The organism is Armatimonadota bacterium (assembly GCA_022563855.1).
Lineage (GTDB): Bacteria > Armatimonadota > Fimbriimonadia > Fimbriimonadales > Fimbriimonadaceae > JADFMN01.
Genome location: JADFMN010000013.1, coordinates 34,156 through 58,860, shown reverse-complemented (window position 1 = coordinate 58,860; position 24,705 = coordinate 34,156). Strand labels below are relative to the sequence as shown.

The 24,705-nt window shown below is 61.3% G+C and carries 22 protein-coding genes; 19 read left to right on the top strand and 3 right to left on the bottom strand.

Annotated elements, in window-relative coordinates; translation table 11 throughout:
- The first annotated feature begins 133 nt into the window (after nucleotides 1-133).
- From IH944_13580 to lipB, 14 genes are all read left to right on the top strand, one after another.
- Nucleotides 134-847, top strand: coding sequence for a PEP-CTERM sorting domain-containing protein (locus IH944_13580; GenBank protein ID MCH7905581.1), 714 nt, complete (start codon nucleotides 134-136; stop codon nucleotides 845-847).
- Nucleotides 848-1,174: 327 nt separating this feature from the next.
- Entirely contained in the window at nucleotides 1,175-2,077 is a 903-nt protein-coding gene (locus tag IH944_13575) for a PEP-CTERM sorting domain-containing protein (GenBank protein ID MCH7905580.1), read from the top strand.
- A gap of 384 nt (nucleotides 2,078-2,461) precedes the next feature.
- Entirely contained in the window at nucleotides 2,462-6,007 is a 3,546-nt protein-coding gene (locus IH944_13570; GenBank protein MCH7905579.1) for a VCBS repeat-containing protein, read from the top strand.
- A 137-nt stretch (nucleotides 6,008-6,144) separates the two neighbouring features.
- Nucleotides 6,145-7,263 carry an aminopeptidase gene (locus tag IH944_13565; protein ID MCH7905578.1) on the top strand — a complete coding sequence of 373 codons (1,119 nt, stop codon included), beginning with the start codon at nucleotides 6,145-6,147 and terminating at the stop codon, nucleotides 7,261-7,263.
- 191 nt (nucleotides 7,264-7,454) lie between these two features.
- Nucleotides 7,455-8,132: a PEP-CTERM sorting domain-containing protein gene (locus tag IH944_13560; protein ID MCH7905577.1), complete on the top strand. Its 678-nt coding sequence runs from the start codon at nucleotides 7,455-7,457 to the stop codon at nucleotides 8,130-8,132.
- 374 nt (nucleotides 8,133-8,506) lie between these two features.
- Nucleotides 8,507-9,160, top strand: coding sequence for a ribonuclease HIII (rnhC, locus tag IH944_13555; protein MCH7905576.1), 654 nt, complete (start codon nucleotides 8,507-8,509; stop codon nucleotides 9,158-9,160).
- A 32-nt stretch (nucleotides 9,161-9,192) separates the two neighbouring features.
- Nucleotides 9,193-9,735, top strand: coding sequence for a bifunctional pyr operon transcriptional regulator/uracil phosphoribosyltransferase PyrR (gene pyrR / locus IH944_13550; GenBank protein MCH7905575.1), 543 nt, complete (start codon nucleotides 9,193-9,195; stop codon nucleotides 9,733-9,735).
- Complete coding sequence (locus IH944_13545) at nucleotides 9,732-10,670, top strand: aspartate carbamoyltransferase catalytic subunit (GenBank protein ID MCH7905574.1); 939 nt, start codon at nucleotides 9,732-9,734, stop codon at nucleotides 10,668-10,670. The genes pyrR and IH944_13545 overlap by 4 nt, the downstream gene beginning before the upstream one ends.
- Entirely contained in the window at nucleotides 10,667-11,998 is a 1,332-nt protein-coding gene (locus tag IH944_13540; GenBank protein MCH7905573.1) for a dihydroorotase, read from the top strand. Before IH944_13545 ends, IH944_13540 begins: the two co-directional genes overlap by 4 nt.
- A 38-nt stretch (nucleotides 11,999-12,036) precedes the next feature.
- A complete protein-coding gene (locus tag IH944_13535) occupies nucleotides 12,037-12,825 on the top strand; it encodes a hypothetical protein (protein ID MCH7905572.1) in 789 nt (262 codons plus the stop codon).
- A 63-nt stretch (nucleotides 12,826-12,888) separates the two neighbouring features.
- Nucleotides 12,889-13,695, top strand: coding sequence for a prolipoprotein diacylglyceryl transferase (locus IH944_13530; GenBank protein MCH7905571.1), 807 nt, complete (start codon nucleotides 12,889-12,891; stop codon nucleotides 13,693-13,695).
- 86 nt (nucleotides 13,696-13,781) lie between these two features.
- Complete coding sequence (locus IH944_13525; protein MCH7905570.1) at nucleotides 13,782-14,141, top strand: hypothetical protein; 360 nt, start codon at nucleotides 13,782-13,784, stop codon at nucleotides 14,139-14,141.
- Between the two features lie 61 nt (nucleotides 14,142-14,202).
- Nucleotides 14,203-15,954: a hypothetical protein gene (locus IH944_13520; GenBank protein ID MCH7905569.1), complete on the top strand. Its 1,752-nt coding sequence runs from the start codon at nucleotides 14,203-14,205 to the stop codon at nucleotides 15,952-15,954.
- The gene (gene lipB / locus IH944_13515) at nucleotides 15,951-16,616 is read left to right on the top strand and encodes a lipoyl(octanoyl) transferase LipB (protein ID MCH7905568.1); all 666 of its coding nucleotides are present in this window, start codon (nucleotides 15,951-15,953) and stop codon (nucleotides 16,614-16,616) included. Before IH944_13520 ends, lipB begins: the two co-directional genes overlap by 4 nt.
- Here lipB and IH944_13510 read toward each other — a convergent pair.
- The gene (locus IH944_13510; GenBank protein ID MCH7905567.1) at nucleotides 16,575-17,807 is read right to left on the bottom strand and encodes a DUF1501 domain-containing protein; all 1,233 of its coding nucleotides are present in this window, start codon (nucleotides 17,805-17,807) and stop codon (nucleotides 16,575-16,577) included. The two genes, lipB and IH944_13510, sit on opposite strands and share 42 nt — an antisense overlap.
- Before the next feature lie 86 nt (nucleotides 17,808-17,893).
- Between IH944_13510 and IH944_13505 the strand changes: the two genes are divergently transcribed.
- Genes IH944_13505 through IH944_13490 form a run of 4 tightly spaced genes read left to right on the top strand, consistent with a single transcriptional unit; the run spans nucleotide 17,894 to nucleotide 21,202 of the window.
- Nucleotides 17,894-18,301 (top strand): hypothetical protein, encoded by a 408-nt coding sequence (locus IH944_13505; protein ID MCH7905566.1) that lies wholly within the window; start codon nucleotides 17,894-17,896, stop codon nucleotides 18,299-18,301.
- Nucleotides 18,302-18,321: 20 nt separating this feature from the next.
- Nucleotides 18,322-18,765 carry a hypothetical protein gene (locus IH944_13500; protein MCH7905565.1) on the top strand — a complete coding sequence of 148 codons (444 nt, stop codon included), beginning with the start codon at nucleotides 18,322-18,324 and terminating at the stop codon, nucleotides 18,763-18,765.
- 21 nt (nucleotides 18,766-18,786) lie between these two features.
- Nucleotides 18,787-20,187, top strand: a complete 1,401-nt coding sequence (locus IH944_13495) for a sulfatase (protein MCH7905564.1) — start codon at nucleotides 18,787-18,789, stop codon at nucleotides 20,185-20,187.
- Nucleotides 20,188-20,218: 31 nt separating this feature from the next.
- Nucleotides 20,219-21,202, top strand: coding sequence for a uroporphyrinogen decarboxylase (locus IH944_13490; protein ID MCH7905563.1), 984 nt, complete (start codon nucleotides 20,219-20,221; stop codon nucleotides 21,200-21,202).
- A gap of 197 nt (nucleotides 21,203-21,399) precedes the next feature.
- On the opposite strand, the gene IH944_13485 is transcribed toward IH944_13490, so the two are convergent.
- The gene (locus IH944_13485) at nucleotides 21,400-22,314 is read right to left on the bottom strand and encodes a phytanoyl-CoA dioxygenase family protein (protein MCH7905562.1); all 915 of its coding nucleotides are present in this window, start codon (nucleotides 22,312-22,314) and stop codon (nucleotides 21,400-21,402) included.
- Between the two features lie 112 nt (nucleotides 22,315-22,426).
- On the opposite strand from IH944_13485, the gene typA reads away from it, so the two are divergent.
- Nucleotides 22,427-24,250: a translational GTPase TypA gene (gene typA, locus IH944_13480; GenBank protein MCH7905561.1), complete on the top strand. Its 1,824-nt coding sequence runs from the start codon at nucleotides 22,427-22,429 to the stop codon at nucleotides 24,248-24,250.
- Here the strand turns inward: typA and IH944_13475 are convergent.
- Nucleotides 24,247-24,627: an ankyrin repeat domain-containing protein gene (locus tag IH944_13475; GenBank protein MCH7905560.1), complete on the bottom strand. Its 381-nt coding sequence runs from the start codon at nucleotides 24,625-24,627 to the stop codon at nucleotides 24,247-24,249. The genes typA and IH944_13475 overlap by 4 nt on opposite strands.
- Nucleotides 24,628-24,705: the final 78 nt, after the last annotated feature.

Sequence of the window (24,705 nt, the reverse complement as noted above, 5' to 3'; positions counted from 1 at the left end):
AAGTTCGGATATGATCAGAGCGTTGGTCCTTCGGCGGCGGTTTATTAGAAGCCGCTTGGCCAGCGGCAAAAGCGCCAAATGGCTGTCCGCTTGGGATTGACGAGATTCTTTCTATCGGAGTAGGAAAAAAAATATGCGCAATAAATTCCTTGTTATCGTGGCGGTTTTCGCGCTCGGCACATTTGCCAACGCACAAGTCCTCGATCACATTACAGGCGGCACCGGTGCAGACTTGGTGGGCTTGAACGCTGCACAGGACTTCAGTCCTGCGAACAGCGCGTTAGACGTTCAAGTTCTTGAGGACTTCACTGTTACAGGCAGCCAACTGACTGTCACGACTATCGAAGTACTCATGGGCGGATTCGCCGGCTTCTTGAACGGTATGTTCACCGATGGCACGGTTACCAACTACCACGTCAACATCTATTCATCGCCGAACGCCGCAGGCGCATTGAACCAGGGTGACATATATGCCCAGACGTTCGCGCCAGGCTCAATGACCATTTCGGGCCCAATGGGCTTTGCCGAGACGTCGGTGCTCGGCGCAACGATTAATTTCACGCTGCCAGCTGCGGGAACGTACTGGGCCAGCATCCAGCCGGAAATGAACTTCTCACCCTTCGGTCAGACGGGCGTTGTCCGTTGGGCTGCCGGCACCTTCAACGGCGGCAGCAATGCCATACAGGCGAACCCCAATGGCGGGTTCTTCGGGCCTCCTGGCTGGATAGACATCGGCGCTGACGTAGCCTACAGGGTCAACGCGGTTCCGGAGCCGGCTTCGATGATCGCTCTCGGCCTGGGTGTAGCAGCGCTCGTCGCTCGCAGACGGCGCAAGAAGCTCGCCTAACGACCTCAGCTACTAGCACTAGACGCCCTGGCACAGACGGTGCCGGGGCGTTCTTGTGTCTGGCGGTAAGCTTTCGCGCATGACCGACCCGCGCGTCACCAAGCTCGCCGAGCTGCTCTGCACCCACTCGACCTCTCTGTCCGCCGATGACGTCGTCTTGATCCACCGTACGACCCTGGTACTGGACGTTAGAGGTGACCTGGTGAAACTACCTGTTATTCGGCCATTCTGTCGAAAACCCTTGACGAACCGATATAATCAGATCGGCGAAGCTCACGAGGGTTAGCTGTGTCGTGCGGCACTGATTTTATTCCTGATGGAGGGAAAATGAAAATAACTAGATATTTGATTACGGCTGCCCTTTGCGCTTGCTTCGCGGGTGCCCATGCCCAGGTTTTTCACCTTTCGTCTCGGCTCATCCCGGCTGCAGGCGGTAGAGCAAATGTGGTCTATCTGCTGGACGCGACCGGCACGCTCACAGGCCAGTACAACCAAGTCGCTGGAGCTGTGACTGATGCCTGGGGGTATCGAGACGGCGCGGTTGACCGGGCGAACAACGTCTACTTCGGCTGGGGCGGGGGAGTGGCTCGCCACAACGCCGACGGAAGCGGCGGAACTCAGATTATATTCGGCACCACGCCCGGCACGGGCACGACCTGGCGCGCGCTTGCGTTCGACCCGACCGGCAACGCCGGTGCGGGAAGCTTCTGGACGCAGAGCTTCGGCAGCGACCTGATCGAGACCACCATGGGCGGGGCTCTGCTCAACCAGTTCCCGAACAACATGAGCGTCTACGGACTCGCGTATGATGACGCGACCGGAAACCTGTGGGCGCACACCAGGGGGACACTCCCTACAGACCCGCCGTTTGTTGCCGAGGTAGACACCAACACGGGTCTGCCTACTGGGACGCAGTGGCAGTCAGACTTCGGCCAGAACCCGTCACCAGGCTTCTCGTTTCCGCTCCAGGGCGGCCTGAGCGGCTACCGGGCGGGCGGCTACACGCTGGCCGGCGTGCTTCAGGGATCTCCGGACACCGGGTTCACCGCGGACATTGCCGGCAACCTGACCGGTCCGTTCGCGCCGAACCCAAGGGACTTCGATGGCCAGACTGGGAACAACGGGCACCTCGGAATTGCGGCCCCGATCCCGGAGCCTGCTTCGATGATCGCTCTAGGCCTGGGTCTAGCCGCGCTCGTCGCTCGCAGACGACGCAAGAAGGCAGCCTAACGACCTCAGCTAAATGCTGAACTCGACGCCCTGGCACAGAGAAGTGCCGGGGCGTCTTAGTCCTTAGCGATAACCACTGGCGCATGGCTGATCCGGGCGTCGCCGCACGCCACCTGCGAACGCTGTGCAGCGGCCGCGAACCTAGCCCGACTATTGTATACTTTGTTCCTGGATCAGCCCTTCAAGGATTTCGCGCCGGCGAACAGAGAGCGGTCAGGGAAAGGAGATCGTTACATGCAGAGCAATAACAGCGCTCCGACCAGAACCCCGGGATTCCGGCGTGTTTCTTCGTCTACTGTGCTACTTTGTGGAGCACTCTTTTCAGCTCTCTTCTTGTTGTCGGGATGCCGCAAAGATGCGCGCGTACAGAGCCTTGTAAAGTCGGTGGCGCTCGCAAACCCTTCAAGCGGCGGTGACCAGCTCTTTCACGCTCTCTCCCCCGATGAGTCGGGCATCGATTTTCAGAACGTTCTTCTGAAGGAGCATTACAAGAAGTACCTCTTCAACGGGTCCGGCGTGTGCGTTGGGGACTACGATGGCGACGGAAAGCCGGATATCTATTTCGTCAGCCAAGACGGCGCCAACCGTTTGTACCGCCAAGTCGGCGATCTGGTTTTTGAAGACGTTACGTCGAAGGCCGGGGTTGACGGCGGGGATGCGATGGGTGCCGGAGCCAGCTTTGCGGACGTCGACAACGACGGCGACCTCGACCTGTTCGTCTGCAACATCAACGCTCCTGACCTGCTGTATATCAACCAGGGCAACGGCACGTTCAAGGAATCGGCCGCAGCTGCGGGCGTTGCAAACCCCGGCGCTAGCACGATGGCTGCGTTCGCGGACTACGACCGGGACGGCGACCTCGACCTGTATCTCGTAACTTACCGTCTTCTCTCGGCCTACGCAGAAGCACCGATCATCCAGTACATTGAGATCGACGGCGAACTCACCATCCGCCCGGACCAGTGGGACCAGTGGGCGCTCATGAGCGGGCGTTACGTGGAAGCTGGCCAAAGAGACTTTCTTTACCGCAACAACGGCGACGGGACCTTCACGAACGTGTCGGACGAGGCGGGCATCGGCGGCTATGACTTGGGCCTGTCGGCGACCTGGTGGGACTACAACGACGACGGCTGGTCTGACATCTACGTGGCAAACGATCTGAAGTCGTCCGACCACCTTTACCGGAACAACGGCGACGGCACCTTTACCGATGTGATTGAGGAGACCGTTCCCCACACCACGTGGTTCTCTATGGGCGCCGACTCGGCGGACATCAACAACGATGGGCTGTTCGATCTCATGGTCGGCGACATGTCCAGCACCACCCACTTCATGCAGAAGACCACCATGGGCGCGATGGGCTGGTCGGCGTGGTTCCTCGATTCCGCCGAGCCGAGACAGTACATGCGGAACACGCTCTACCTCAACACGGGCACGGACCGCTTGATGGAGGTCGCCTACTTGACCGGTCTGGCGAATACGGACTGGAGCTGGTCGATCAAGTTCGGCGACCTCGACAACGATGGGCGGGTGGACGTATTCGTTACGAACGGAATGGAGAAGAACGTCAACGACTCAGACTGGACGACAAAGTGGGAGTTGTTGATGGAGCAGGGCCGCAACGATGAGGCGAGTCGGCTGATTGACGAACGCCCGCGCCAGCCTGAGTCTAACTTGGCTTTCCGAAACCTCGGAGACCTCGAGTTTGAAAACGTGGGCGGGCAGTGGGGTCTCGACTTTCGCGGCGTGACTCATGGGGCTGCGTTCGCCGATTTAGACCGCGACGGGGATCTCGACATCGTTATAAACAACATGCACGACCCCGCGATCGTTTATCGAAACGACAGCCAGTCGGAGCACAGGCTTCTGATCCGGCTCGTCGGTACGCAGAGCAACCGCTTCGGAGTGGGGGCGAAGGTAACCGTGGAAACTGAGGCGGGATCGCAGGTGAGGCAGTTGACGCTCGCCCGGGGGTATCTGTCGCAGGACGAGCCGCTCATTCATTTCGGACTGGGAGATTCGGAGCGCGTCTCTCGGCTAACCGTAGATTGGCCGAGCGGTGTGAAGCAAGTCGTCAAGGACTTGCGAGCCGACAGGTTTTACACGTTGACGGAGCCAAAAGCTTCGTCGCGGCCAGCCCCGCCGAAGACCGCTCATTATGAAGGGCAGTTTGTTGACACAACCGGAGAGGCCGGCCTGGAGTTTGTTCACACGGAGCAGCCGTTCGACGACTACGAGCGGGAGCCGCTCTTGCCATACAAGCTTTCGCAGCTGGGTCCGGGTCTCGCCTGGGGCGATGCGGATGGGGACGGCGACGATGACCTGTTCGTCGGTGGCGCGGCGGGCCAGCCGGGGGCGCTCTTCATTCGCGGTGAAGACGGCAAGTTCGTGAAGGCCACTGGCGGGCCTTGGAACGAAGACGCGGCCTGCGAAGATATGGCCTGTCTCTGGTTTGATGCGGATGGCGACGGCGACCAGGACCTGTTCGTCGTGAGCGGAGGAGTCGAAAGCAGTCCGGGGAACAGGCTCTTGCGCGATCGCCTGTACCTCAACGACGGCTCAGGTTCCTTCGCGAAGGCGTCCGCCGGGACGTTGCCTTCGTTTGCGGACAGCGGGAGTGTAGCGGCGGCCTGCGACTTCGACCGAGACGGAGACCTCGATCTGTTCGTCGGCGCTAGAGTGGTTCCGGGCAAGTATCCGGAGACGCCCAACAGTCGGCTCCTGCGCAACGACGGCGGAAAGTTCGTGGACGTCAGCGACACGCTTGCGCCCGGTTTGAGGCGGATTGGACTGGTGACCGGCGCGGTGTGGTCCGACGCGAACGGGGACGGGTGGCCAGACCTCTTGATCGCCGTGGAATGGGGATCCGTCAAGCTGTACCTCAACGCGCAAGGCAAGTTGGCCGATGCGACGGAGGAGGCCGGGCTCGCGGGGCATACCGGCTGGTGGAACGGCATCGCAGCGGGTGACGTGGACGGCGACGGCGACATCGACTTCGTAGCGACCAACGCCGGGCTCAACACCAAATACATCGCCAGCCCGCAATATCCGGCCAGGCTGTATGCGAGCGACTTCGACAGAGACGGACGCCTGGACTTGGTGGAGTCGATGTTCGAGGACGGCACGGAGTACCCGGTGCGAGGACGCAGCTGCAGTGCAAACGCGATGCCGTTCGTCGCCGACAAGTTCGGGACGTACAGAGAGTTTGCGCTGGCGACGACGCAGGACATCTACACGCCGGAGAAGCTCTCGAAGTCGACTGGCCTGAGCGCAAACTTCTTGGAATCAGCGGTGTTCATCAACCGAGGTGACGGTACGTTCGACGTGCGCCCGCTCCCGCGCTTCGTCCAGGCCTCACCGGGGTATGGAGTTTCCATTACGGACTTCAATGGAGACGGCGCGCCGGACATCTACATCGTCCAGAACTTCTTCGGGCCTCAGCGGGAGACCGGGCGCTGGGACGGCGGACTGAGCGTCCTGCTCGAAGGCCTCGGAAACGGTGAGTTCGCACCTGTCTGGCCGAAGGAGAGCGCGCTGATCGTACCGGAGGACGCGAAGGGCATGGCCGTTGCGGACGTCAACGATGACGGCTGGCCGGACCTGACCGTCGGCACCAACAGCGGCAGGCTGCGCGTTTTCCAGAACAGGGGAAACGCCGGGAACAGACTGCTGAATGTGAGACTTGAAGGCAAACCCGGCAACCCGACAGCGGTCGGCGCGAAGGTGACGGTGCTGTCGCAGAAAGGAGCGAAACAGACGGCGGAGGTTTACGCCGGTTCGGGTTATCTCTCTCAATCCACGTCGTGCCTTTTCTTCGGATTCGGGAAGGACGACCGTCCCGTCGAGGTTCGGGTGTCGTGGCCGGACGGTGAGACCGCGACGTTCACCGACGGCCTTGGCGATCGAACCGTAACGCTTCGGCAGAAGTAAGGCAAGCGCGCAACGCGCTCAATCAAAGCGGAGCTGCCATGGCCTCCTAAGGCAACCGAGGTTCATCTGTGTTTGCTGCCGGCGCAAGAAGGCGTAAAGGAGAACCAGTCCGTGTGCGTGGCGGTAACCTTTCGCGCATGACCGACCCGCGCGTCACCAAGCTCGCCGAGCTGCTCTGCACCCACTCGACCTCTCTGTCCGCCGATGACACGGTTCTGATTCATGCGATCGACATTCCGGACACCGTCGTCGCAGAGGTCGTTCGTGTCGCTCGCAGTAAGGGTGCTCAGGTAGTGATGCGGCTCGAGAGCAACCGGGTCAAGCGCCAACTCATGATGGGGATGACGGAAGAGAACGTCAAGACCATCGCCGACATCGAGATGTACGAGATGAAGCAGATGAGCGCCTACATCTCGATCCGCGGCAGCGACAACGTGAGCGAGGCGGGCGACGTGCCGGACGAGGTCATGACGATGTGGAGCCGCAACTTCGTCCAGCCGGTCGTGCTGGGCGAGCGCGTGCCGAACACCAAATGGGTGGCGCTCCGCTGGCCGAGTCCGTCGATGGCGCAGCAGGCAGGGATGTCGACCGACGCGTTCGAGGAGTTCTACTTCGACGTCTGCACGATGGACTACCCTCGCATGCAGAAGGCGGCAGAGCCTCTGCGTGAGCTGATGCTCAAGACCGACAGGGTCGAGATCAAAGGGCCGGGGACGGACATCGCGTTCAGTATCAAAGACATCGACGTGCGGCAGTCTTATGGACTGCGGAACATTCCCGACGGCGAGTGCTTCACCTCGCCTGTGCGCGACTCGGTCAACGGCGTGCTGCAGTACAACACGGTCTCGCTCTACCAGGGAACGGAGTTCAAGGACGTGCGGATCGTGTGCAAGGACGGCAAGGTCGTCGAGTGCGACGCGGGCGACCAGACCCGCAAGATGAACGAGATCCTCGACACCGACGAGGGCGCGCGGTACTTCGGCGAGTGGGCGCTCGGCTACAACCCCTACGTCATGCACCCGATGAAGGACACGCTGTTCGACGAGAAGATCGGCGGCTCGTTCCACATGACCCCCGGCAACGCCTACGACGACGCCGACAACGGCAACCGCTCGGCAGTGCACTGGGACATCGTCTGCATCCAGCGGCCGGAGTACGGCGGCGGAGAGGTTCTCTTCGACGGGGTGGTGATCCGCAAGGACGGGCTGTTCGTCCTGCCGGAGCTAGAGGGCTTGAATCCGGAGAACCTTCGGTAGTTGGCAGTTGGGAGGGCGAGCGTCCTCGCGAGCCGCGCCTGTGGGCAGTAGGCTGTTGGCAGTAGGCTATTGGCAGAGCGGTCTGATCGCCGTTCACATGATCTACCTGCATACTGGGGTGGTTCTGATCTGGACAAGAATGTGTCGTATAATGAGTTTGGTAAGACGCTAAACGTTAACAGGAGAGAATCATGAGAAAGTACGTTTTGATGCTCGCGCTGGCGATGCCGCTCACTGCGGCAGCGCAGTTCTTCGATCACTTCGAAGGAAACGAGCTCGCCGGCCACTGGCGCTTCTTCAGCGAGGGTACCCAGTGGGAGCACAACGTGAGCGACAGCATGCTCCACGTTACGCGACTGTTCGGGGGGCCCCCCGGGCTCAGACAGGTGTACCTCTTTGCACGGCTGGATCCGCTGGCCGACTTCGAAATGACTGTGTTGATGGGTTGGGACGAAGCGGAGTTTCACCGGCTGCAAGTGAGGATCCTTCGAAGCTTAGCTCTCCCCAGTTTTTCTTCGATTGGTGTAGTCAATTACGAGGCGAGGCCTTCGTGGGAGACGCCGCTGGCCACGGCATGGTTCAACGGTGCCGGAAGCAACTCCATTCCTGCGCCCCGCAGCGGCATGCACGAATTCCGAATGGCGCGAACGGGCGATTCGATGACCGCGCATTTCGACGGTCAACTCATTCACCAAGGATCGGGAGTCGTGACGGACGAAGCTCGTTGGGTGATGTTCGAGTTCGTCAGTGATGAGGATCTTCAATTTGCGCCCCTGCACGTTGATATGATCCAGCTCGTTCCCGAGCCCGCGACGTTCGTCATCTTAGGGATCGGCGCAATCTGCGCGATGCTCAGAAGGAGGAGATAGAGATGCCTGGTAGCTGTGCTGACACGCGTTCCTGACACGCGCTTTCGCTGACACGCGTTCCTGACACGCGCGATCGTGCTTGCTCACACTTCCCGGTCGTGTTGGAGGGTGGCGCTCCTGCGACACCGCTCTCGCGGTCAGACGGAGCGCCGGCATTCAGTCAGCATTCGAATTGCTGCCGCCGCAATGCCAATGTTGTAGTCGCCGAAAGGTAAGGTCGCACAGGAGCACGACCCTCCATGAGGAGTTCACAAGCAAGACTCCTCGGCTTACGCGGCTCGCGAGGACGCTCGCCCTCCCAATGATGGTCGACCCTAGACCCTCAACCCTGAATCCTCGCACCTTGTTCCCCGCGCCTCGCCCCGCCGCAAGGTATCGTCAAACCCGTGGCGGACAAGCGGATCGGCGTGGACGAAAGTGGTAAGGGGGATTTCTTCGGGCCGCTCGTGATCGCCGCTTGCTACGTCGGCCCCGAGCACTGCTCAGAGTTGGAAGAAGTGCAGGACAGCAAGAAGCTGACCGACAAGAAGGCGGTCTTACTCGCTCGTGTCATCAAGCGCACTTGCCCACACTCCATCGTCGCTATCGGCCCAAAAAAGTATAACGAATTGTATAAGAAGATCGGGAATCTTAACAAACTACTGGCCTGGGGACACGCGCGGGCGATCGAGGACGTGCTGGAGAAACAGGATTGCAACGTCGTCATCAGCGATCAGTTTGCGAACCCCGCCGGGCTCAAGCGGGCGTTGATGCAAAAAGGAAGGAGCATCGAGCTGATTTCGAGGGTCCGAGCTGAGGCCGACCTCGCGGTGGCTGCGGCCAGCGTGCTCGCCCGCGCCGAGTTCTTGCACAGATTGCAGCGGCTCGGCGCAGATTTTGGGGTCACGCTGCCGAAGGGCGCTGGGTTCCAGGTGGATGAGACCGCGGCAAGAATCATCGACGAAAGGGGCGAGGATGCCCTCGCAGCCGTCGCCAAGATGCACTTCAAGACGGTCGACAAGGCCAAGGCGCTGGCCAAAGGGCTTTGACAGCCGACCGCTGCCCGGCCATAATCAGGTCGATGAGCGTCGTCGTTCTGGACGCCGCCGCGATGCGCCGAACCCTCGGCCGCATGGCGCACGAGATATTGGAGTCGAATCAAGGCGCCGAAGATCTCGTCGTCGTTGGCATCTTGCGGCGCGGATACCCGGTCGCAAAGCGGCTGGCGTTCACCATGACTCAGATCGAGGGCACGACGGTGCCTTGCGGGAAGCTCGACGCGAGGTCGAGCCGCGACGATGACACGGTCGTCGACTCCGATGACAGCGAGATACCTTTTCGCGTCGAAGGGAAGCGCGTAATCCTGGTAGACGAGGTCATATTCACCGGCAGGACCGTCCGAGCGGCTCTCGACGCGCTCGTAAAGATCGGACGGCCCAAGAGCGTACAGCTGGCCGTTCTGGTCGATCGTGGGCACCGCGAGCTTCCGATCCAGCCTGACTACGCCGGCAAGGTAGTGCAGACGCAGAACAGCGACTATATCGAGGTGCTGTTGAGCGAGGACGACGACGAGGACAGGGTGGTTCTGCGGACGGCCGCAGAGCGGGAGGCTGCAGCTCAATGAGTCAGCATCTGCTCGCCATCCGCCACCTGGAAGCAACCGATATCACCGAGCTGCTCAACGTCGCGGCGGCTTACAAGGAGGCGGTCACGAGCCGCGAGCCGCTGAAGGGGATCGAGCCGAAAGTCATTGGGCTCCTGCTGTTCGAGAACTCGACTCGGACGCGGGTGTCGTTCGAGCAGGCAGCGAACTACCTCGGGTACCGCATGGTCAACTTCTCGGGTACCGGCAGCTCGATGAGCAAGGGAGAAACGCTCAAGGATACGATTCTGACGCTGCGATATGAGCGACTGGAAGGTCTGGTCATTCGGCACAGGTCGTCCGGTGGTGCGACGCTCGCCGCCAAGTACTTCGGCGGTCCCGTCGTGAACGCTGGAGACGGCCAGCACGAGCACCCGACCCAAGCGCTGGGCGATGCGCTGACGATTTTGGAGCGAAAGGGCGACATCCAGGGACTGACCGTCGCGATCGTCGGCGACGTGCTGCACTCCCGCGTTGCGCGCAGCAACGCCTGGCTGTTGCACAAGCTGGGCGCCGACGTCCGGTTTGTCGGTCCTCGCACGCTCATACCGAGTCACACGGGCAAGCTGCCCGGCTCGGTGTTCTACGATCTGCCGTCGGGGCTCGCCGGAGCCGACGTGGTGATGTGCCTGCGACTGCAGAAGGAGAGAATGACGGACGGCTTGCTCAGCTCGGTCGGGGAGTATCGGCGTCTGTATCAGATCAACCGACAGACCCTGCGGTACGCCGATTCCGAAGCGATCGTTCTGCACCCAGGTCCGCTCAACAGGGGGATCGAAGTCGACGATTCGGTTGCCGATAGCGAGGCGAGCTGCGTCAACGATCAAGTTTCGAACGGAATCTTCGTAAAAATGGCGGTCTTGACCTGGATGTATCAAGATCCGCAATCGTCGGGCAACGGGGAGGGCGGAGAGTGAAAACAGTCTTCAAGAACGGCCGCGTCCTCGATCCATCGCAGGAGATGGATGAGGTTTGCACCGTCGTCGTGGAGAGCGCACAGATCAGCCAGATCGGAGGCGAGGTCAATGAGACGGGCGCGGACGATGTTTACGACTGCCAAGGTCTGTGGCTGTGCCCAGGGCTCGTCGATATGCACGTACACCTGCGCGAGCCAGGAGAGACGTATCGAGAGAGCATCAAGACCGGAACGCAGGCTGCGGCAGCCGGCGGATTCACAACGATCTGCTGCATGCCGAACACTACGCCGCCTCTCGACACTCCGGCTCTCGTCGATTTCATTTTTGACCGCGCCGCGTCGCCGGAAGCGGGCGGCGTGTTCGTCGCACCTGTCGGAGCTTTGACGGTAGGGCAGGCTGGCGAGGTGGTCAGCGACTTGGCGGCCCTCAAGGCTGCTGGCATCATCGCTGCGAGCGATGAAGGACATCCGGTTCAAGATTCCAGCGTGATGAAGCGAGCGATGGAGTTCTGCCTTCAGCTGGACCTTCCGATCATGGCGCACTGCGAGGATCTCTCGCTGACTTTGGACGGCAGCATGAACGAGGGCGCTGTCAGCGCGATGCTCGGGTTGAAGGGCATGCCGAGGAGCGCGGAGGAGATCATGGTGATGCGCAACTGCCTGCTCTCTTTGAACACCGGCTGCCCTATCCACATCCTTCGCGTCAGCACGTGGGGCGCCGTCGAGATGGTCCGCCAGGCCAAGTACCTCGGCGCGCCGGTTACCTGCGAGATCTGCCCGCACCACTTCTGCCTCACCGAGGACGCCGTCGGAGAGTTCGACCCGAACTTCAAGACGACCCCGCCTCTGCGGACCGACGTTGACGTGGACATCCTGCTTCAAGCGTTGCACGACGGCACGATCGACTGCATCGCCAGCGACCATTCGCCGTACGCGCCGTACGAGGTTGACGTGCCGTTCGAGGAGGCGCCGTTCGGGATGGTCGGGCTAGAGTCCGCGGTCGGGGTGACGTTGACTCATGCGACGCACAAGGGAGTGCTTTCGCCTCTCGAGACGGTGAGGAAGTTGAGCACGAAGCCCGCAGAGATTCTGCGGCTCGAGGCGGGCACGCTGAAACCAGGCGAAACTCCGATTGCTCAGCTGACGGTCATAGATCCGAACGTTGAGTGGACATTCGACGTGCAAAAAACGTTCTCGAAAGGCAAGAATACGCCGTTCCATGGAATGCAAATGAGGGGAAAACCAGTTCTAACTTACTGTGGCGGTGAAATTTATCGCGACTCGCTTTTCGATTCAGCACGATTCTCCAATGGGGTCGCACGAGCATGACGCGTAGCATTCGCCAGGCAACCCGGCGGTGGCTTAACATGGATGACCACCGCCGAGGAATAAAGGCGCAGGCCGGGCGGGCGGGCTTGCTCCTTGTTGCTTCGATGGCTTTCGCCGGATGTCAATTTGGCCAGTTGCCGAATCAGGAAGACGTTGAGGCCAGCGCGGTAGGTCCAGAGGCTCTACAGAAGCGACTCGGCCGCGCTCGCAGCACAGTTGACGATCGAATTCTACGACGTCAGCTCAGCCCGGAAGAGGGAAGCGAGATACTGCGCGACTACGTCGTGGACCTCCTTGCGGACGTTGATGTCAAGGCCGTGGCGCCAGACGAGGCGTGGATGTACGGAGACCTTTTCCGCCAAATACCTGATTGGCAGGCAACGTACGATCTGTACTCGGTCGCGGTTGAACACGCTGAATCTGAGGATCGCCGGGTGAACGACTCGCTGCGACTGGCCGAAGCGACTGCGGAGCTAGGCGACGTCGAAGAGGGCATTCGACTGGTGAGGTCAACGTTCGACGCCTCCGCCGGCGGCAAAGGACCGATCTTGATGGCGACGCTGTACGAGTTTCTTCCTTCCGCGCGGCGACAAGGGATGGAGTTACAGCTTGCCGCACTGCTCGAGGACGCGATCGATCAACACCTCATGACGGTCGTCGATCCGAGCGAGGATGCTGGTCGCCGATTCTTGATCAGTCGAGAACACCACGTTCGCGAAGCTTGGAGCCAGATCATCATTTTGTATCATGCCGCCGACGAGGAAGAAAGAGCCCTGGGCGCTACCGTTCGGTACCTCGAGATGATGCGGCGATTTGCGACGTTATAGACGGGTTGAGTCGGTCGGCAAGCCCAATCGTAGTCACTGGTGGTCTGCTATCCTTTCGGATGAATGCACCCTGATCTTTTCACAGTTTTCGGATTCAAGGTTGGGACGTTCGGGCTCATCATTGCGGTGGGCCTCATGTTCTCAGTCTGGCTCGCCGGTCGGCGCGCACCGAGGCACGGCGTCAAACCGGAGAGCCTGTACGACGTCCTGATATGGGCGTTGATCCCAGGAATCCTCGGCGCCCGGATCGTTTACGTCGCCCAGCACTGGGAAGACTTCTCCGGCCATCCTGACGAACTGTGGACATTTCAGTTCGCGGGATTGACAAGTTTTGGGGGCATCGGGTTCGCGCTGATCGGAATCTGGGTGTGGTCTTGGCGGGCCAAGATTCCGCTGTCGTCGATGTTCGATATCATCGGCCTGCCGCTGCTGATTCTAGGGGCGATTGGCCGTGTGGCGTGTCTGATGAACGGCTGTTGCTACGGGCGTCCGACCGACGCCTGGTACGGCGTGTTTCAGGGATCGTACGTTTATCAGTTCACGCCCGCCCAGATTTTCGACTCTGCGATGCTTCTGGTCGGAGCGGGAGTTCTGTCCATGTTGGAGCGCCGAAAGCTCGTCCCCGGCCAATCGTTCGTCGCCGCGGTCGTCGCTTACGGAGTCAGCCGGTACATTTACGAGTTTTGGCGTGCGGGTACAGACGACGAGGTAGCGCGGGGTCTGGCCACTTCCGCGTACGCGTGGAGCGACGTGATGACGAGAGCCCAGGTGGCGGCAGGGGTGATGATCGTGGGCGGCCTGGCCGCATTCTTCTGGTTCGGCAGTCGCAGGCAAGCCGTTGTCGCTGAACCGTCGCAGCAGGAGGAGTAGCGCCCTCGGAACTGGTCAACGGGTACGACTGTGCTGCGGCTTTGCATAGGCCGGACCGGTTGAGAGGGTAACCTCGGCATCACAGTATGAGAGTTCGCAACAAGGAGCTTCGGCAGAGGCGACACCGCAAGGCAAAGCACGTCCGGGCAGTTATCAAGGAGCTGAAGGCGAACAAGGGTTCAGCTCGCAAGTCCCGCGCAACGAGCAAGGCCGCTGGTTCGCCGGCAGAGAAGAAGCCGGCGGCGAAGAAGGCACCGGCTAAGAAGGCCGCTACGAAGAAGGCACCCGCGAAAACCGCTGCCAAGAAACCAGCGGCCAAGAAGAGTCCCGCAAAGTCTAAGTCGACGGCTACGGCAGCCAAGAAGGCGACTACGAAGAAGGCCGCTCCGGCGAAGAAGGCTGTTGCCAAGAAAGCACCGGAAGAGCACGAGTCGGGTGACGCCTAGGTCGGCAGGAGGACTGGAAACTCTTGCGCTCGCTGGGGTAGTACTGTACTGAGAGGTTGTCTTGCCCGAAATTACGACGGCTCCCGAGGAAAAGGCTTCGTCGTCGCTCGACGATCTCGCCGCCCATTTGAAAGCCGATCCGTACGTCGTAGTACATGACGCGGAGCAGCTGGCGGCGGACTTCGGGCTGTCCAAGTCGTTCGTCGAGGAGGTGCTCGACGCTCTGCAGCGCAGGAGCTATCGCTCCGAGACGCGCGAGGCTCTCTGGCGGTCGATCCGGCAGCTAATCGAGAACCTTTGGAGCTACGTCTGCGACGTGACGACGCGTCTAACAGGGAGGCCGTACGCATTCATCATCGCTACCTTCGTCGGTGGGTTTGCTGTGGTGCAGCTCTTCGATTTCATGAGGCAGTGGTTCACGACTCCGATGCAAGCGGCGAACGAGCCCAATCCTCTGGCTGGCGTCTTCAGAGCCCAGGCCACGGCGTTAGTGGTCATGCTGGCATTTCAGGCTGTGGGTTACGCCCGGCACGGCCGGATGCGGTACCCGATCTTCGGGGCGGGGGTGGTGGCACTCGGTCTTGCTGGGGTGCTTACCTTCCAGGGCTCGTTCTCTGCCGACAGTACGTTCCCCCCGATCGTTGCGGCGCTCGTCCTCGGCGCGGTCTATCTTGGCGTCATGGGGCCTGTAGCGCTGCTTGGCGGATACGCGCGGCTCAAGCATGAAGAGAGGCACGAGCAGAAGCTTTCTCGTCAGGATCTTCTCGATCGGCTGTTCTATCTCCAGGCGCGGCTGAAGGGTTTCAAGGCGGACGGCCAGCCGCTCAAGCGCGACCTGAATCTGCTCGACACCCTGCGCAAGTCGCGGCTCTACCCGATCGTGGCGGTAGCAATCGGACTGCTTCTGGGTGCGATCGAGCTTGGATTCCTCGGCTCGCTGTCGACTACAGGTTCCGTACCACCGATGGCCCGGGTCGTGATGCTCGGAATCGCCGGCACAACGTACCTGGGGGTCGGTTACGGTTCGGGAGGTGTCAGGCGCGCGCTGCTGTCTCTCGGGCTCATGTTTCTCGCCTCGACCATGGTCTTAGCGGTGCCGTACGGCCAATATGGGTCGGATTGGCTTCGGCTTACCTTCCTCGAGGGCAGCGCCTACTTGCGCATGTCCGGGGTCTTGGTGCTCGCCGTGGTGTCTGGAATGGCATCGCACGTCGATGAGCAAACCAAGCGGCATCGGCGACTCAGGGAGCGAGATCCAGCGATCGTGCTGGCGGAGATCGTGCAGATTCAATGGAGGCTCAATCCGAGGATCGAGGCGACGTGCGTCATGTCCGTAGACGTCGCGAACAGCACGAAGATGAAGGCCTCGGCCGATCCGCTGCACGTCGAGTACAGCTTTCGCGCTTTTCAGGACCTTGTCGCCAGGATCGCGGCGAGCCAGGGCGGAGTCGTCCTGTCGACGGCGGGCGACGGGGCCGTGCTGACGTTTTCGAGGTGCGTCGACGCCCTGTTCGCAGGAAAGGAGATCCAGTCGGAGATTGCGCGGTTCAACGGAGGAGTGAATCGTCTCGACGATCCGTTTCGGGTTCGGGTCGGCATTCATACCGGAAAAACCTCGGCGCAGCTATCGGACGTTCCCTTCAACGAGATCATCGATATTGCAGCTCACGTTGAGCGGGATGCCCCGGTCGGCGGCATTGCGATCACCTTTCCGGTTCTTGAGCACGTCAAAGAGGAGCGTGTCGCCGAGATGCGCGAGCAGATCGACGGTCACAAGGTGTACTTCGTGCTCAACCCGACGTTGGCATCATGAACGCTCGCTGCATCGACCTCGGGCACATGGGTTACGTCGCCGCGTGGGATTTCCAGAAGCGGATCGCCCAAGACGTGGAGCAAGGCGGCGATGACACGCTGCTGTTCGTCGAGCATGATCCGGTGTTGACGCTGGGAGCGAGTCACAAAGAGTCGAATCTCCTGCTTTCCGCAGACGAGTACGCGAGTCTCGGAATAGAAGTCGTCAAGACGGATCGGGGCGGAGACGTCACGTACCACGGCCCCAACCAACTGGTCGTCTATCCGATTTTCAACCTGCGCAAGCACGGCAAAGACTTGCACAAGTGGATGCGCGGCTTGGAGGAGGCGGTGATCCGGGCTATCGACTATCTGGGTGTAAAGGGCGAGAGGAGTTCTGTCAACACGGGTGTGTGGGTTGACCAAAAGAAGATAGCGGCAATCGGGATCAAGGTCCGGCGCTGGGTCAGCCTCCACGGAATCGCTTTGAACTGCGACAACGACCTGAGCAGCTTCGACGTCATCGTTCCGTGCGGAATCTCGACGCACGGCGTGACTAGCCTGAGCGAGGCGTGCGGTCGCAAGGTGACGATCGACGAAGCGATGCCGCTGATCGCCAAGGCGTTCGAGAACGTCTTCGACCTAAGCTTCGAGCACGTCCAGCTTCGTGAAGTCCTCGCCTAGAACCGTCCCAGAGTCACTGCCCATCCAGTTGTCAAGCGTCGTCGCGTACACCTGTCTGAAGTCAGTGCTCCACTTCAAGTCGCCGCGATCCAGATCGGTGAGGCTCGGGTGCGGGCCGTGCAGACCGCCCTTGACTTTGCTGCCGATCAGCATCATCGGTCCGGCCGCGCCGTGATCGGTGCCTTGGCTTCCGTTCTCGTACGATCGACGGCCGAACTCGCTGAACACCAGCGTTATCACTTTGTCCGCCCGTCCGACGGCCTCCATCTCCCGCTGGAACGCGAGAATGGCGTCGCAGAACTGCTTCATCAACCGACCGTGGTTCACGATCTGATTGCTGTGCGTGTCGAATCCGCCGGCGCTGATGTACACGACTCGCGTCAGCGGACAGCTGGCAACGATCTGGGCGACTTGCTTGAACGAATTGCCGAACCGGTCGTTGGCGTACGTCTGTTGAGGAGTGAAAGTTGAGAGTCTGCTCTGCAGTTCGGCCATCGCGTCCAGCGCCGTGTTGTTCGCCATCTGTATGGCTCGCGTCGCGCTGCCAGCCTCGGCCTCCTTCCCCTGGATCTCTCTCAGCATCCTCTCAACGTCTTGATTGCCGACCATCGCCTGGATATCGGCGAGGCTGGCAAAGCACGGGATGCTCGCGTTCTTGGCGTTCAGCGCTCTCGGCTTTTCGACCGAAAGGCCAATCCCGGAAATCGCGTTGACGGGACCTGCCAAGAGCTCGTTATCGAAATGCCGACCGATCCAGCCGTACTTCATCTTGCCTGTCGGACTGGCCGAGTGCCAAATGTCCATCGACCGGAAGTGGGATCGATTCGGCTGCGGATACCCGACGCCCTGGATGATCGCGACCTTGCCCTCCTGGTACAGTTCGGCGATTCCGCCCATCTCGGGGTGCAGTCCGATCGACTCGGTCAGCTTGATAACCTCGTCGTCCTTGACTCCGATCGTCGGGCGAATCTTGGCGTACTCGGCGTCGGCGTACGGCACGATCGTGTTCAGCCCGTCGTTGCCGCCGGAAAACTGGCACACGACGAGTACGTTTTCAGAAGGCGCCTTGCCGCCTAGGGACCTCTTGACCAGGTCAGTTCTTGCAACCGCAGCCAACCAAGGTGGCGCCATCATGCCGACAGCGATCATGCCGCCACGCTGAAACAGCTCTCTACGTGAGAATTCGCTCATACCGTGCACCTACCCATACATTATGGCCTGTGAGAGGGGACGAGACAAGAGGATCGGAGTTCACACGGCTGGTAAAATCGCGCTCGTTGACTAGTTTCCCCAGACAGACATCGTCGATCGTCGCGGCAGGCGTCATGGCGATTCTCACGATTTCGGTGTTCGCGAGCGCTCAGTTCAGCGGGCCAGAGAGCGCGCTGCAACTGTATCACGTAGCGGTGCTGAGCAACGACGGAGATCGGCTGAGCGCGGTGGTGCTGCAGGACCCTGAGAGCGGATCGGCACGAGAGTTGCAGGTTCGCGTATTCAATCTGATGGGTGTCAGCGAGGGTATTCGCGTTGTGAGTATCGAGCGCAAGGGGCGCAGCGCGATCGTCACTATGGGCTACTTTTCGGCAGGGTTCGGTCAAGCTTTCGTGCCGTTCTACATGGTAAAGCCGCTTTCAAAGTGGCAAATTGACACGGAACTCACGATAGCGTTGTTGCAGAGCATGTAGAACGGAACTGAAGAATCAACATGAGCATGAAGCGATTGGGGCGCGTACCGTACTTGACGATCATATTGGGCGCGTTCGTCTTGGCGCTCATCCTCATCGTCGTGCTGGCGGGCGAATCGCCCTCTACAACTGGCGCCAAGTTCATGGCTGCGCTCTCAGAGGGCGATGTCGACGTGCTAGTGGAGCTGAGCCACATGGATGGCGTCACCGATGACGAATTGCGAGAAAAGTGGGAGTACACGACGAGCGTCGTTGGGCCGCATTACGTTTTTCAATTCAGTATCGAGGACTCCGTTAGGCAGAGCGAAGACAAAGCCGCTGTCCGAATGGAGCTGATTAGGAATTCCGATAAGAACAGCGCGTTTCCAGACCGATTCGAGCTCGAACTGAGGAAGATCGACGACGAGTGGAAGGTCGTCGTCGCCTCCTTGGACAGAGAGATTTATCCGGGGCTGCCGCGCTAGCCGGTCTGCTAAACTCGCCGCATGCGGGCAAGCCTAATCCCCCTATGTCTCCTTGCCGGTGGGCTGGCGCAGGCGCAGGAGCGGCCCAACTTCGTCATCATCTTCCTGGACGACGTCGGCTACGGCGATCTCTCCTCGTACGGGCAGACTCATTATCAGACGCCGCACCTCGACAGGCTGGCCGCCGAGGGGACGCGGTTCACGGATTTTCTGGTTGCTTCGCCGGCTTGCTCACCCTCTCGGGCGGCGCTGCTCACCGGTTGCTATCCGCAGCGTGTCAGCGTGCCGGGAGTGCTGGGCCCAGCGAGCAAGAGCGGCCTGCACCCGGATGAGATCACGATCGCGGACATCTTGAAGGGGCAGGGGTACGCCACGGCGATAGTCGGCAAGTGGCACCTGGGCATCACGCCGCCGCTGCTCCCGCTGAACCAGGGGTTCGACGAGTACTTCGGGCTGCCGTACTCCAACGACATGTGGCCGGGGCTCGGCAAGGACTGGCCGCCGCTGATGCTTTACCGTGGCAACGAGCCGGTCGAGGAGGTCAAGACGCTGGCGGACCAGGACCAGCTCACGCGCCGGTACACCGAGTACGCGGTGGACTTCATCAAGCGCAAGAAGGACGGGCCGTTCTTTCTGTATTTTCCGCACTCGATGGGGCACGTACCGCTCGGGGTTTCCGAGCCGTTCAAGGGTAAGAGCGGGCACACGTACTACGGCGATGCGATGGTCGAGGTGGACTGGTCTGTCGGCCAGATCATCAAGACGCTGCGCGAAGAGGGGCTGGACAGGAGCACGCTCGTGCTGTTCACGTCCGACAACGGGCCGTGGCTGCCGTTCGGTGACCACGCTGGGGTCTCCGGGCCGTTGCGCGAGGGGAAGGGGACGACGTTCGAGGGCGGGATGCGCGAGCCGTTCATCGCCTGGTGGCCGGGGCGCGTGCCCGCTGGCCGGGTTTCGGACACGTTTGTGAACGCCATGGACTTTCTGCCGACGATCGCACGGCTGGCCGGCACGACCGAGCCGCAGGACCGCATCATCGACGGCAGGGACATCGCACCGGTGCTTTTCGGCGAGACCGACGTCTCGCCGCACCGGTACTTCTTCTACTACTGGCCTCGGCAGCTGCAGGCCGTGCGCGTGGGGGACTGGAAGCTGCACCTCCCGCACCAGCACCGGCACCAAGAAGGCGCGCCGGGGGTTGGCGGCAAGAGCGCCGGGCAGGTGCAAAGGCAGATCGGGCTGTCGCTGTTCAACCTGCGCCGCGACATTGGCGAGACGGTTAATTTGGTCGAGGAGTACCCCGAGATCGTCGAGCGGCTGTTGCGGCTGGCCGAGCTAGCCCGCCGCGACCTCGGCGACGCGCTGACGAAGACCACCGGCGAGAACGTGCGCCCCGCAGGCAAGGTCGCACCCCCAAACTGAGCTTCGCTCCTTCGGTACAATCGAAGCGACAATGACGCATAGGGAACGAATCGAAGCCGCCATCAGAGGGGAGAAGACCGACAGGGTGCCGATTGCGCTTTGGAGGCACTTTCCGCACGAGGATCAGACTGCGCAAGGGCATGCCGATGCCGTCATCAGCTTTCAAAAGCAGTTCGATTTCGACCTGGTGAAGGTCACGCCGACATCGAGCTATCCGGCGGAGGCTTGGGGAGCGACGTTCAAGCACAAGGACAACGAGGAGGGCACGCGCGAGTGCATCGAGCCCGCCGTTCAGGAACCGGGGGACTGGGCCGCCCTTCCAGCACTGGACTTCAAGGCGGGAGTGCTCGCGCGGGAGTTGGAGACGCTGCGGCTTGTCCGCGAGGGCGTCGGGCCGGACGTTCACGTTTTGCAGACGATCTTCTCGCCGCTGACGATCGGCAAGCAGCTCGCGGGAGAAGAGCTGCTGGCGGAGAGCATGCGCGACCACGGCGATGCGCTGAAGGCGGGCTTGGAGACCGTTGCAGAGACGATGGCCCGCTACATCACCGCCAGCCTGAACAGCGGCGCTGACAGCATCTTTTTCGCCACGCAATACATCGGAAGGAGCATGGCGACCGACGAGCAGTACAGGGAGTTCGGCGTGCCTTACGACATGACGGTGCTGGACGCGCTCTCAGGTTCAGATACGCACGTGCTGATGCACCTGCACGGCCCCGACCCGATGTTCGAGCTGCTCGACGAGTACCCGGTCGACATGGTCAACTGGCACGACCGCGAGACGTCGCCGACGCTCGGCGAAGGCCATGCGAAGTTCACGAAGGGCGCAGTCGTCGGAGGGATCGGCCGCGAGGGCGTCATGCTGCACGGTACGCCCGACGAGGTGACCGCCGAGGTTAAGGATGCAATCTCCCAGACCGGAGGCGAGAGGCTCGTGATCAGCACCGGCTGCGTGACGATGACCACGACTCCCGAGGCGAACATCGCCGCCGCACGAGCGGCTGTTGAAGGCTAGCGTCTTCGTGAGCCGAGCGGGTGCTCACGGGCTGTCGCGCCGTTCGCCGGTGTCGCAGGAGCGCCACCCTCCAGAGTAGATTCGGGAGTGCTCCGACGCGTTGGAGCTTTCCATAGCGCTACCGAAGCGAATCCGCAAGTACAAAACACGATTTCCACCACTATCAAAAGCGCGGACGCGTCCGCGCACTCCGAAATCTAGCCGTACCCCTTGTCCTTGCGCACGCCGTCGACGCAGCCGCCTTCGCCGTCAGGGCGGATGTGGGGCTTCATGATCTCTTCGGTGCCCTTGTACGCATAAGGATCGACGCCTGCGATGAGGATGATGTCGCGGTGATCGTGCAAGGCCAGACCGGTCGGCTCCGAGGGCCAGATCCAGGGGAGGAGCGACTCTGCGCTCATATAGTGGTTCACCAGGACGCGCCTGAATCCGGAAGAAGCGCGATTCGGCAAAGAGCGGTGCAGCAAGTACCCGTTGAAGACGACGATCGAGCCGGCCTTGACCTCCACCGGCACCGCGTCGTCGTCGGAGTACGGCGTCTGGTACGACTCGTGCGAACAGTCGAACCGGTCGTCTTCGTGGAACCGCATCGGCCACAGCACGCCGGACTTGTGCGAGCCGGGGATCACCCAGAGGCACCCGTTTTCGAGCGTCGCGTCGTCGAGCGCGATCCACACGCCGGTCAGCGAGCGGTCACGGGTCGGAATGTACACCTCGTCCTGGTGCCACGCCTGGCCGGGCTTGCCCGCAGCCTTCACGAACAGCATCGACTGCATGCACTTGACGTTCGGGCCGATCACGGTAGTGAGTGCCTCGACGATTGCTGGGTGGCTGATCTGCTCGGTCATCAACGGAGAGATCTTGTGCGGAAAGTGGATGCAGAGGTACTTGCCGATGACCTCGTCGTCGGTCTCGTCGTCGGTCGTCTCCTGGTGCCCGTCGAAGTTGCCGCGCTCGCCGCGACAGATCTTCACGGTCTCCTTGTTCAAAGCCTCTATCTCAGCAGTCGAAAGCGCGCCCTCGACCACGAAGAACCCGTTCTCGTCGTAGAACTGCCTCACTGCAGTGATTATAGGGGAGCGCGGCGCATCAGGATAAGTCGTATGAGTCATATACGACTTATTTGGGGGGAAGGCGTAGCCTGCGCCTGCAGAACTTGTCGAAAGCGGGGGAGCGCTCCCAACAGCAAAACCACCTTCAGAGGTACATTCTCTCGGCCCCCAAATGCCTCTGGACGTTCGAAATATCGGGATCATCGCGCACGTCGACCACGGGAAGACGACCTTGGTCGATGCGATCTTTCGTCAGGCGGGACTGTTCCGCGAGAACGAGGCCGTGCAAGACCGCGTGATGGACTCGAACGAACTCGAGCGCGAGCGGGGGATCACGATCCTGAGCAAGGTCGCCAGCTGCACCTACAAGGGCACGAAGATCAACATCGTCGATACCCCCGGCCACGCGGACTTCGGCGGCGAGGTCGAGCGGGTGCTGAGCATGGTCGATGGCGTGCTGCTGATCGTCGATGCGTGCGAGGGGCCGATGCCGCAGACCCGGTTTGTACTCAAGAAGGCGCTGGACTACGGCCACAAGGTCGTCGTATGCATCAACAAGATCGACCGCGACGGGGCGCGCCCGCTCGAAGCGTACGACAAGACCATCGACCTGTTCATCGACCTCGGCGCAGAGGAGGACGACCTGGAGTTTCGGGTGATCTACGTCAGCGGCACTGGCGGATTTGCGAGGAACAAACCAGATGGTGAGGAGACCGATCTGCAGGTGCTCCTTGACACAATGGTTGACGAGATTCCCCCGCCGACGGTACAGGAAGACGGGCCGGTCCAGCTCCAGGTCAACAACCTCGACTACAGCGACTACCTCGGGCGGATGTTCGGCGGCAAACTGCTCCGTGGGCGACTGCACATAGGCGACAGGCTCGTCCAGCACCGCGAAGGTAAGGAGGTGGCGTTCGGCGTCACCAAGCTCTGGGTCTACGAGGGGCTTGAGATGGTGGAGGTCGAAACCGCCGAAGCTGGCGAGATCGTGATGATGAGCGGGCTCGACGACGTGCTGATCAGCGACAGCATCTGCGACGCATCGTTCATCGAGCCGCTTCCGCGGATCGAGGTCGAGCCGAGCACGCTCACGATGAGCTTCTACGCTAACAATTCGCCGCTTGCGGGCAAGGACGGGGGCAAGTACCTCACGATCCACAAGATCCGCGAGCGGATTGAGAGAGAGGAGAAGGTGAGCGTCAGCCTGAAGATCGACCGCACTGCGCCGGTGGACACTGTCAAGGTCGCGGCTCGCGGCGAGATGCAGCTGGGCGTGCTCATCGAGACGATGCGCCGCGAGGGTTTCGAGATGGCGATCGCGCGGCCTCAGGTGATCTACAAGGAGAACGATTCGGGCAGGAAGCTCGAACCGATCGAGCAGCTCACGCTGGAGGTGCCCGACGAATCACTCGGCGGAGTCATGGAGGAGCTGAGCCGGAGAAAAGCCGAGATCGAGGACATGGTGACGCTCGGCGGCAGCCGCACGAAAGTCGTGGCGAGCATCCCGACGCGCGGGGTCATCGGCTTTCGCAACGCGTTCCTGACGCTGACGCGCGGCGACGGGCTGATGGCGTCGATGTTCGAGGGTTACGAGGTGTTCCGCGGCGAGATCGTTTCGCGCGTCAACGGCTCGCTCATCAGCAAGGATATGGGCAAGATCACGCGCTACGCGTATGAGTACGTGATGGAGCGGGGCAGGTTCTTCTATCCGGTCGGCACCGAGGTCTACGCCGGGATGATCATCGGGCAGAACAGCCGCGACGACGACATGATCGTCAACGTCACGCGGCAGAAGGCGGCCAACAATATGCGCTCCTCGACGCAGGAGTCGACGGTCGCGCTCGACGCGCACAAGGATTTCTCGCTAGAACAGGCGCTGAGCTGGCTTCGCGACGACGAGCTGCTCGAGGCTACGCCGAAGATGCTGCGATTCCGGAAGAAGCTGCTTGACGAAAGCGAGCGGCGGGTCGCCGAGCGACGCGGCGTCGTGGTCTAGTCGTCCAGCGACTCCAAATACTCCAGCACGGCCTTTGCTCGCTCTTCGCCTTTCTCGGCGTGGCGCTTCAGCGGGATTCCGTGGGGGCCTTTGGCGTCTTTGAGGTTGGGGAATCGCGTTAGCATCGCCTTCACCACGGCTAGGTCGCCGAGCATCGCGTGGACGAACACGTCGGCCCTTGCGCCCTCTCCGATCAGGTACTCGGCGATGTCGCGTCGGCCCATGTGGCCGGCTCCGCCGAGTGCTGTTTCGAAGTCGCCTGCGCCCCAGTCCCACGTGGCGTTGAGCAACCCGGGGGTCTCGGCGAGCATCTCCTTGACCTTGTCCAGGTCCCTGTGACCGGCTATCACGAACTCTTGTACGGCTTCGCCCGCGATCGCGGGCGGCCTCTCTCGCTGCTGTGCAACGGCCGAGCTGAGTACAAACGGAGCGGCAAGGCCGACGGCCAGCACGTC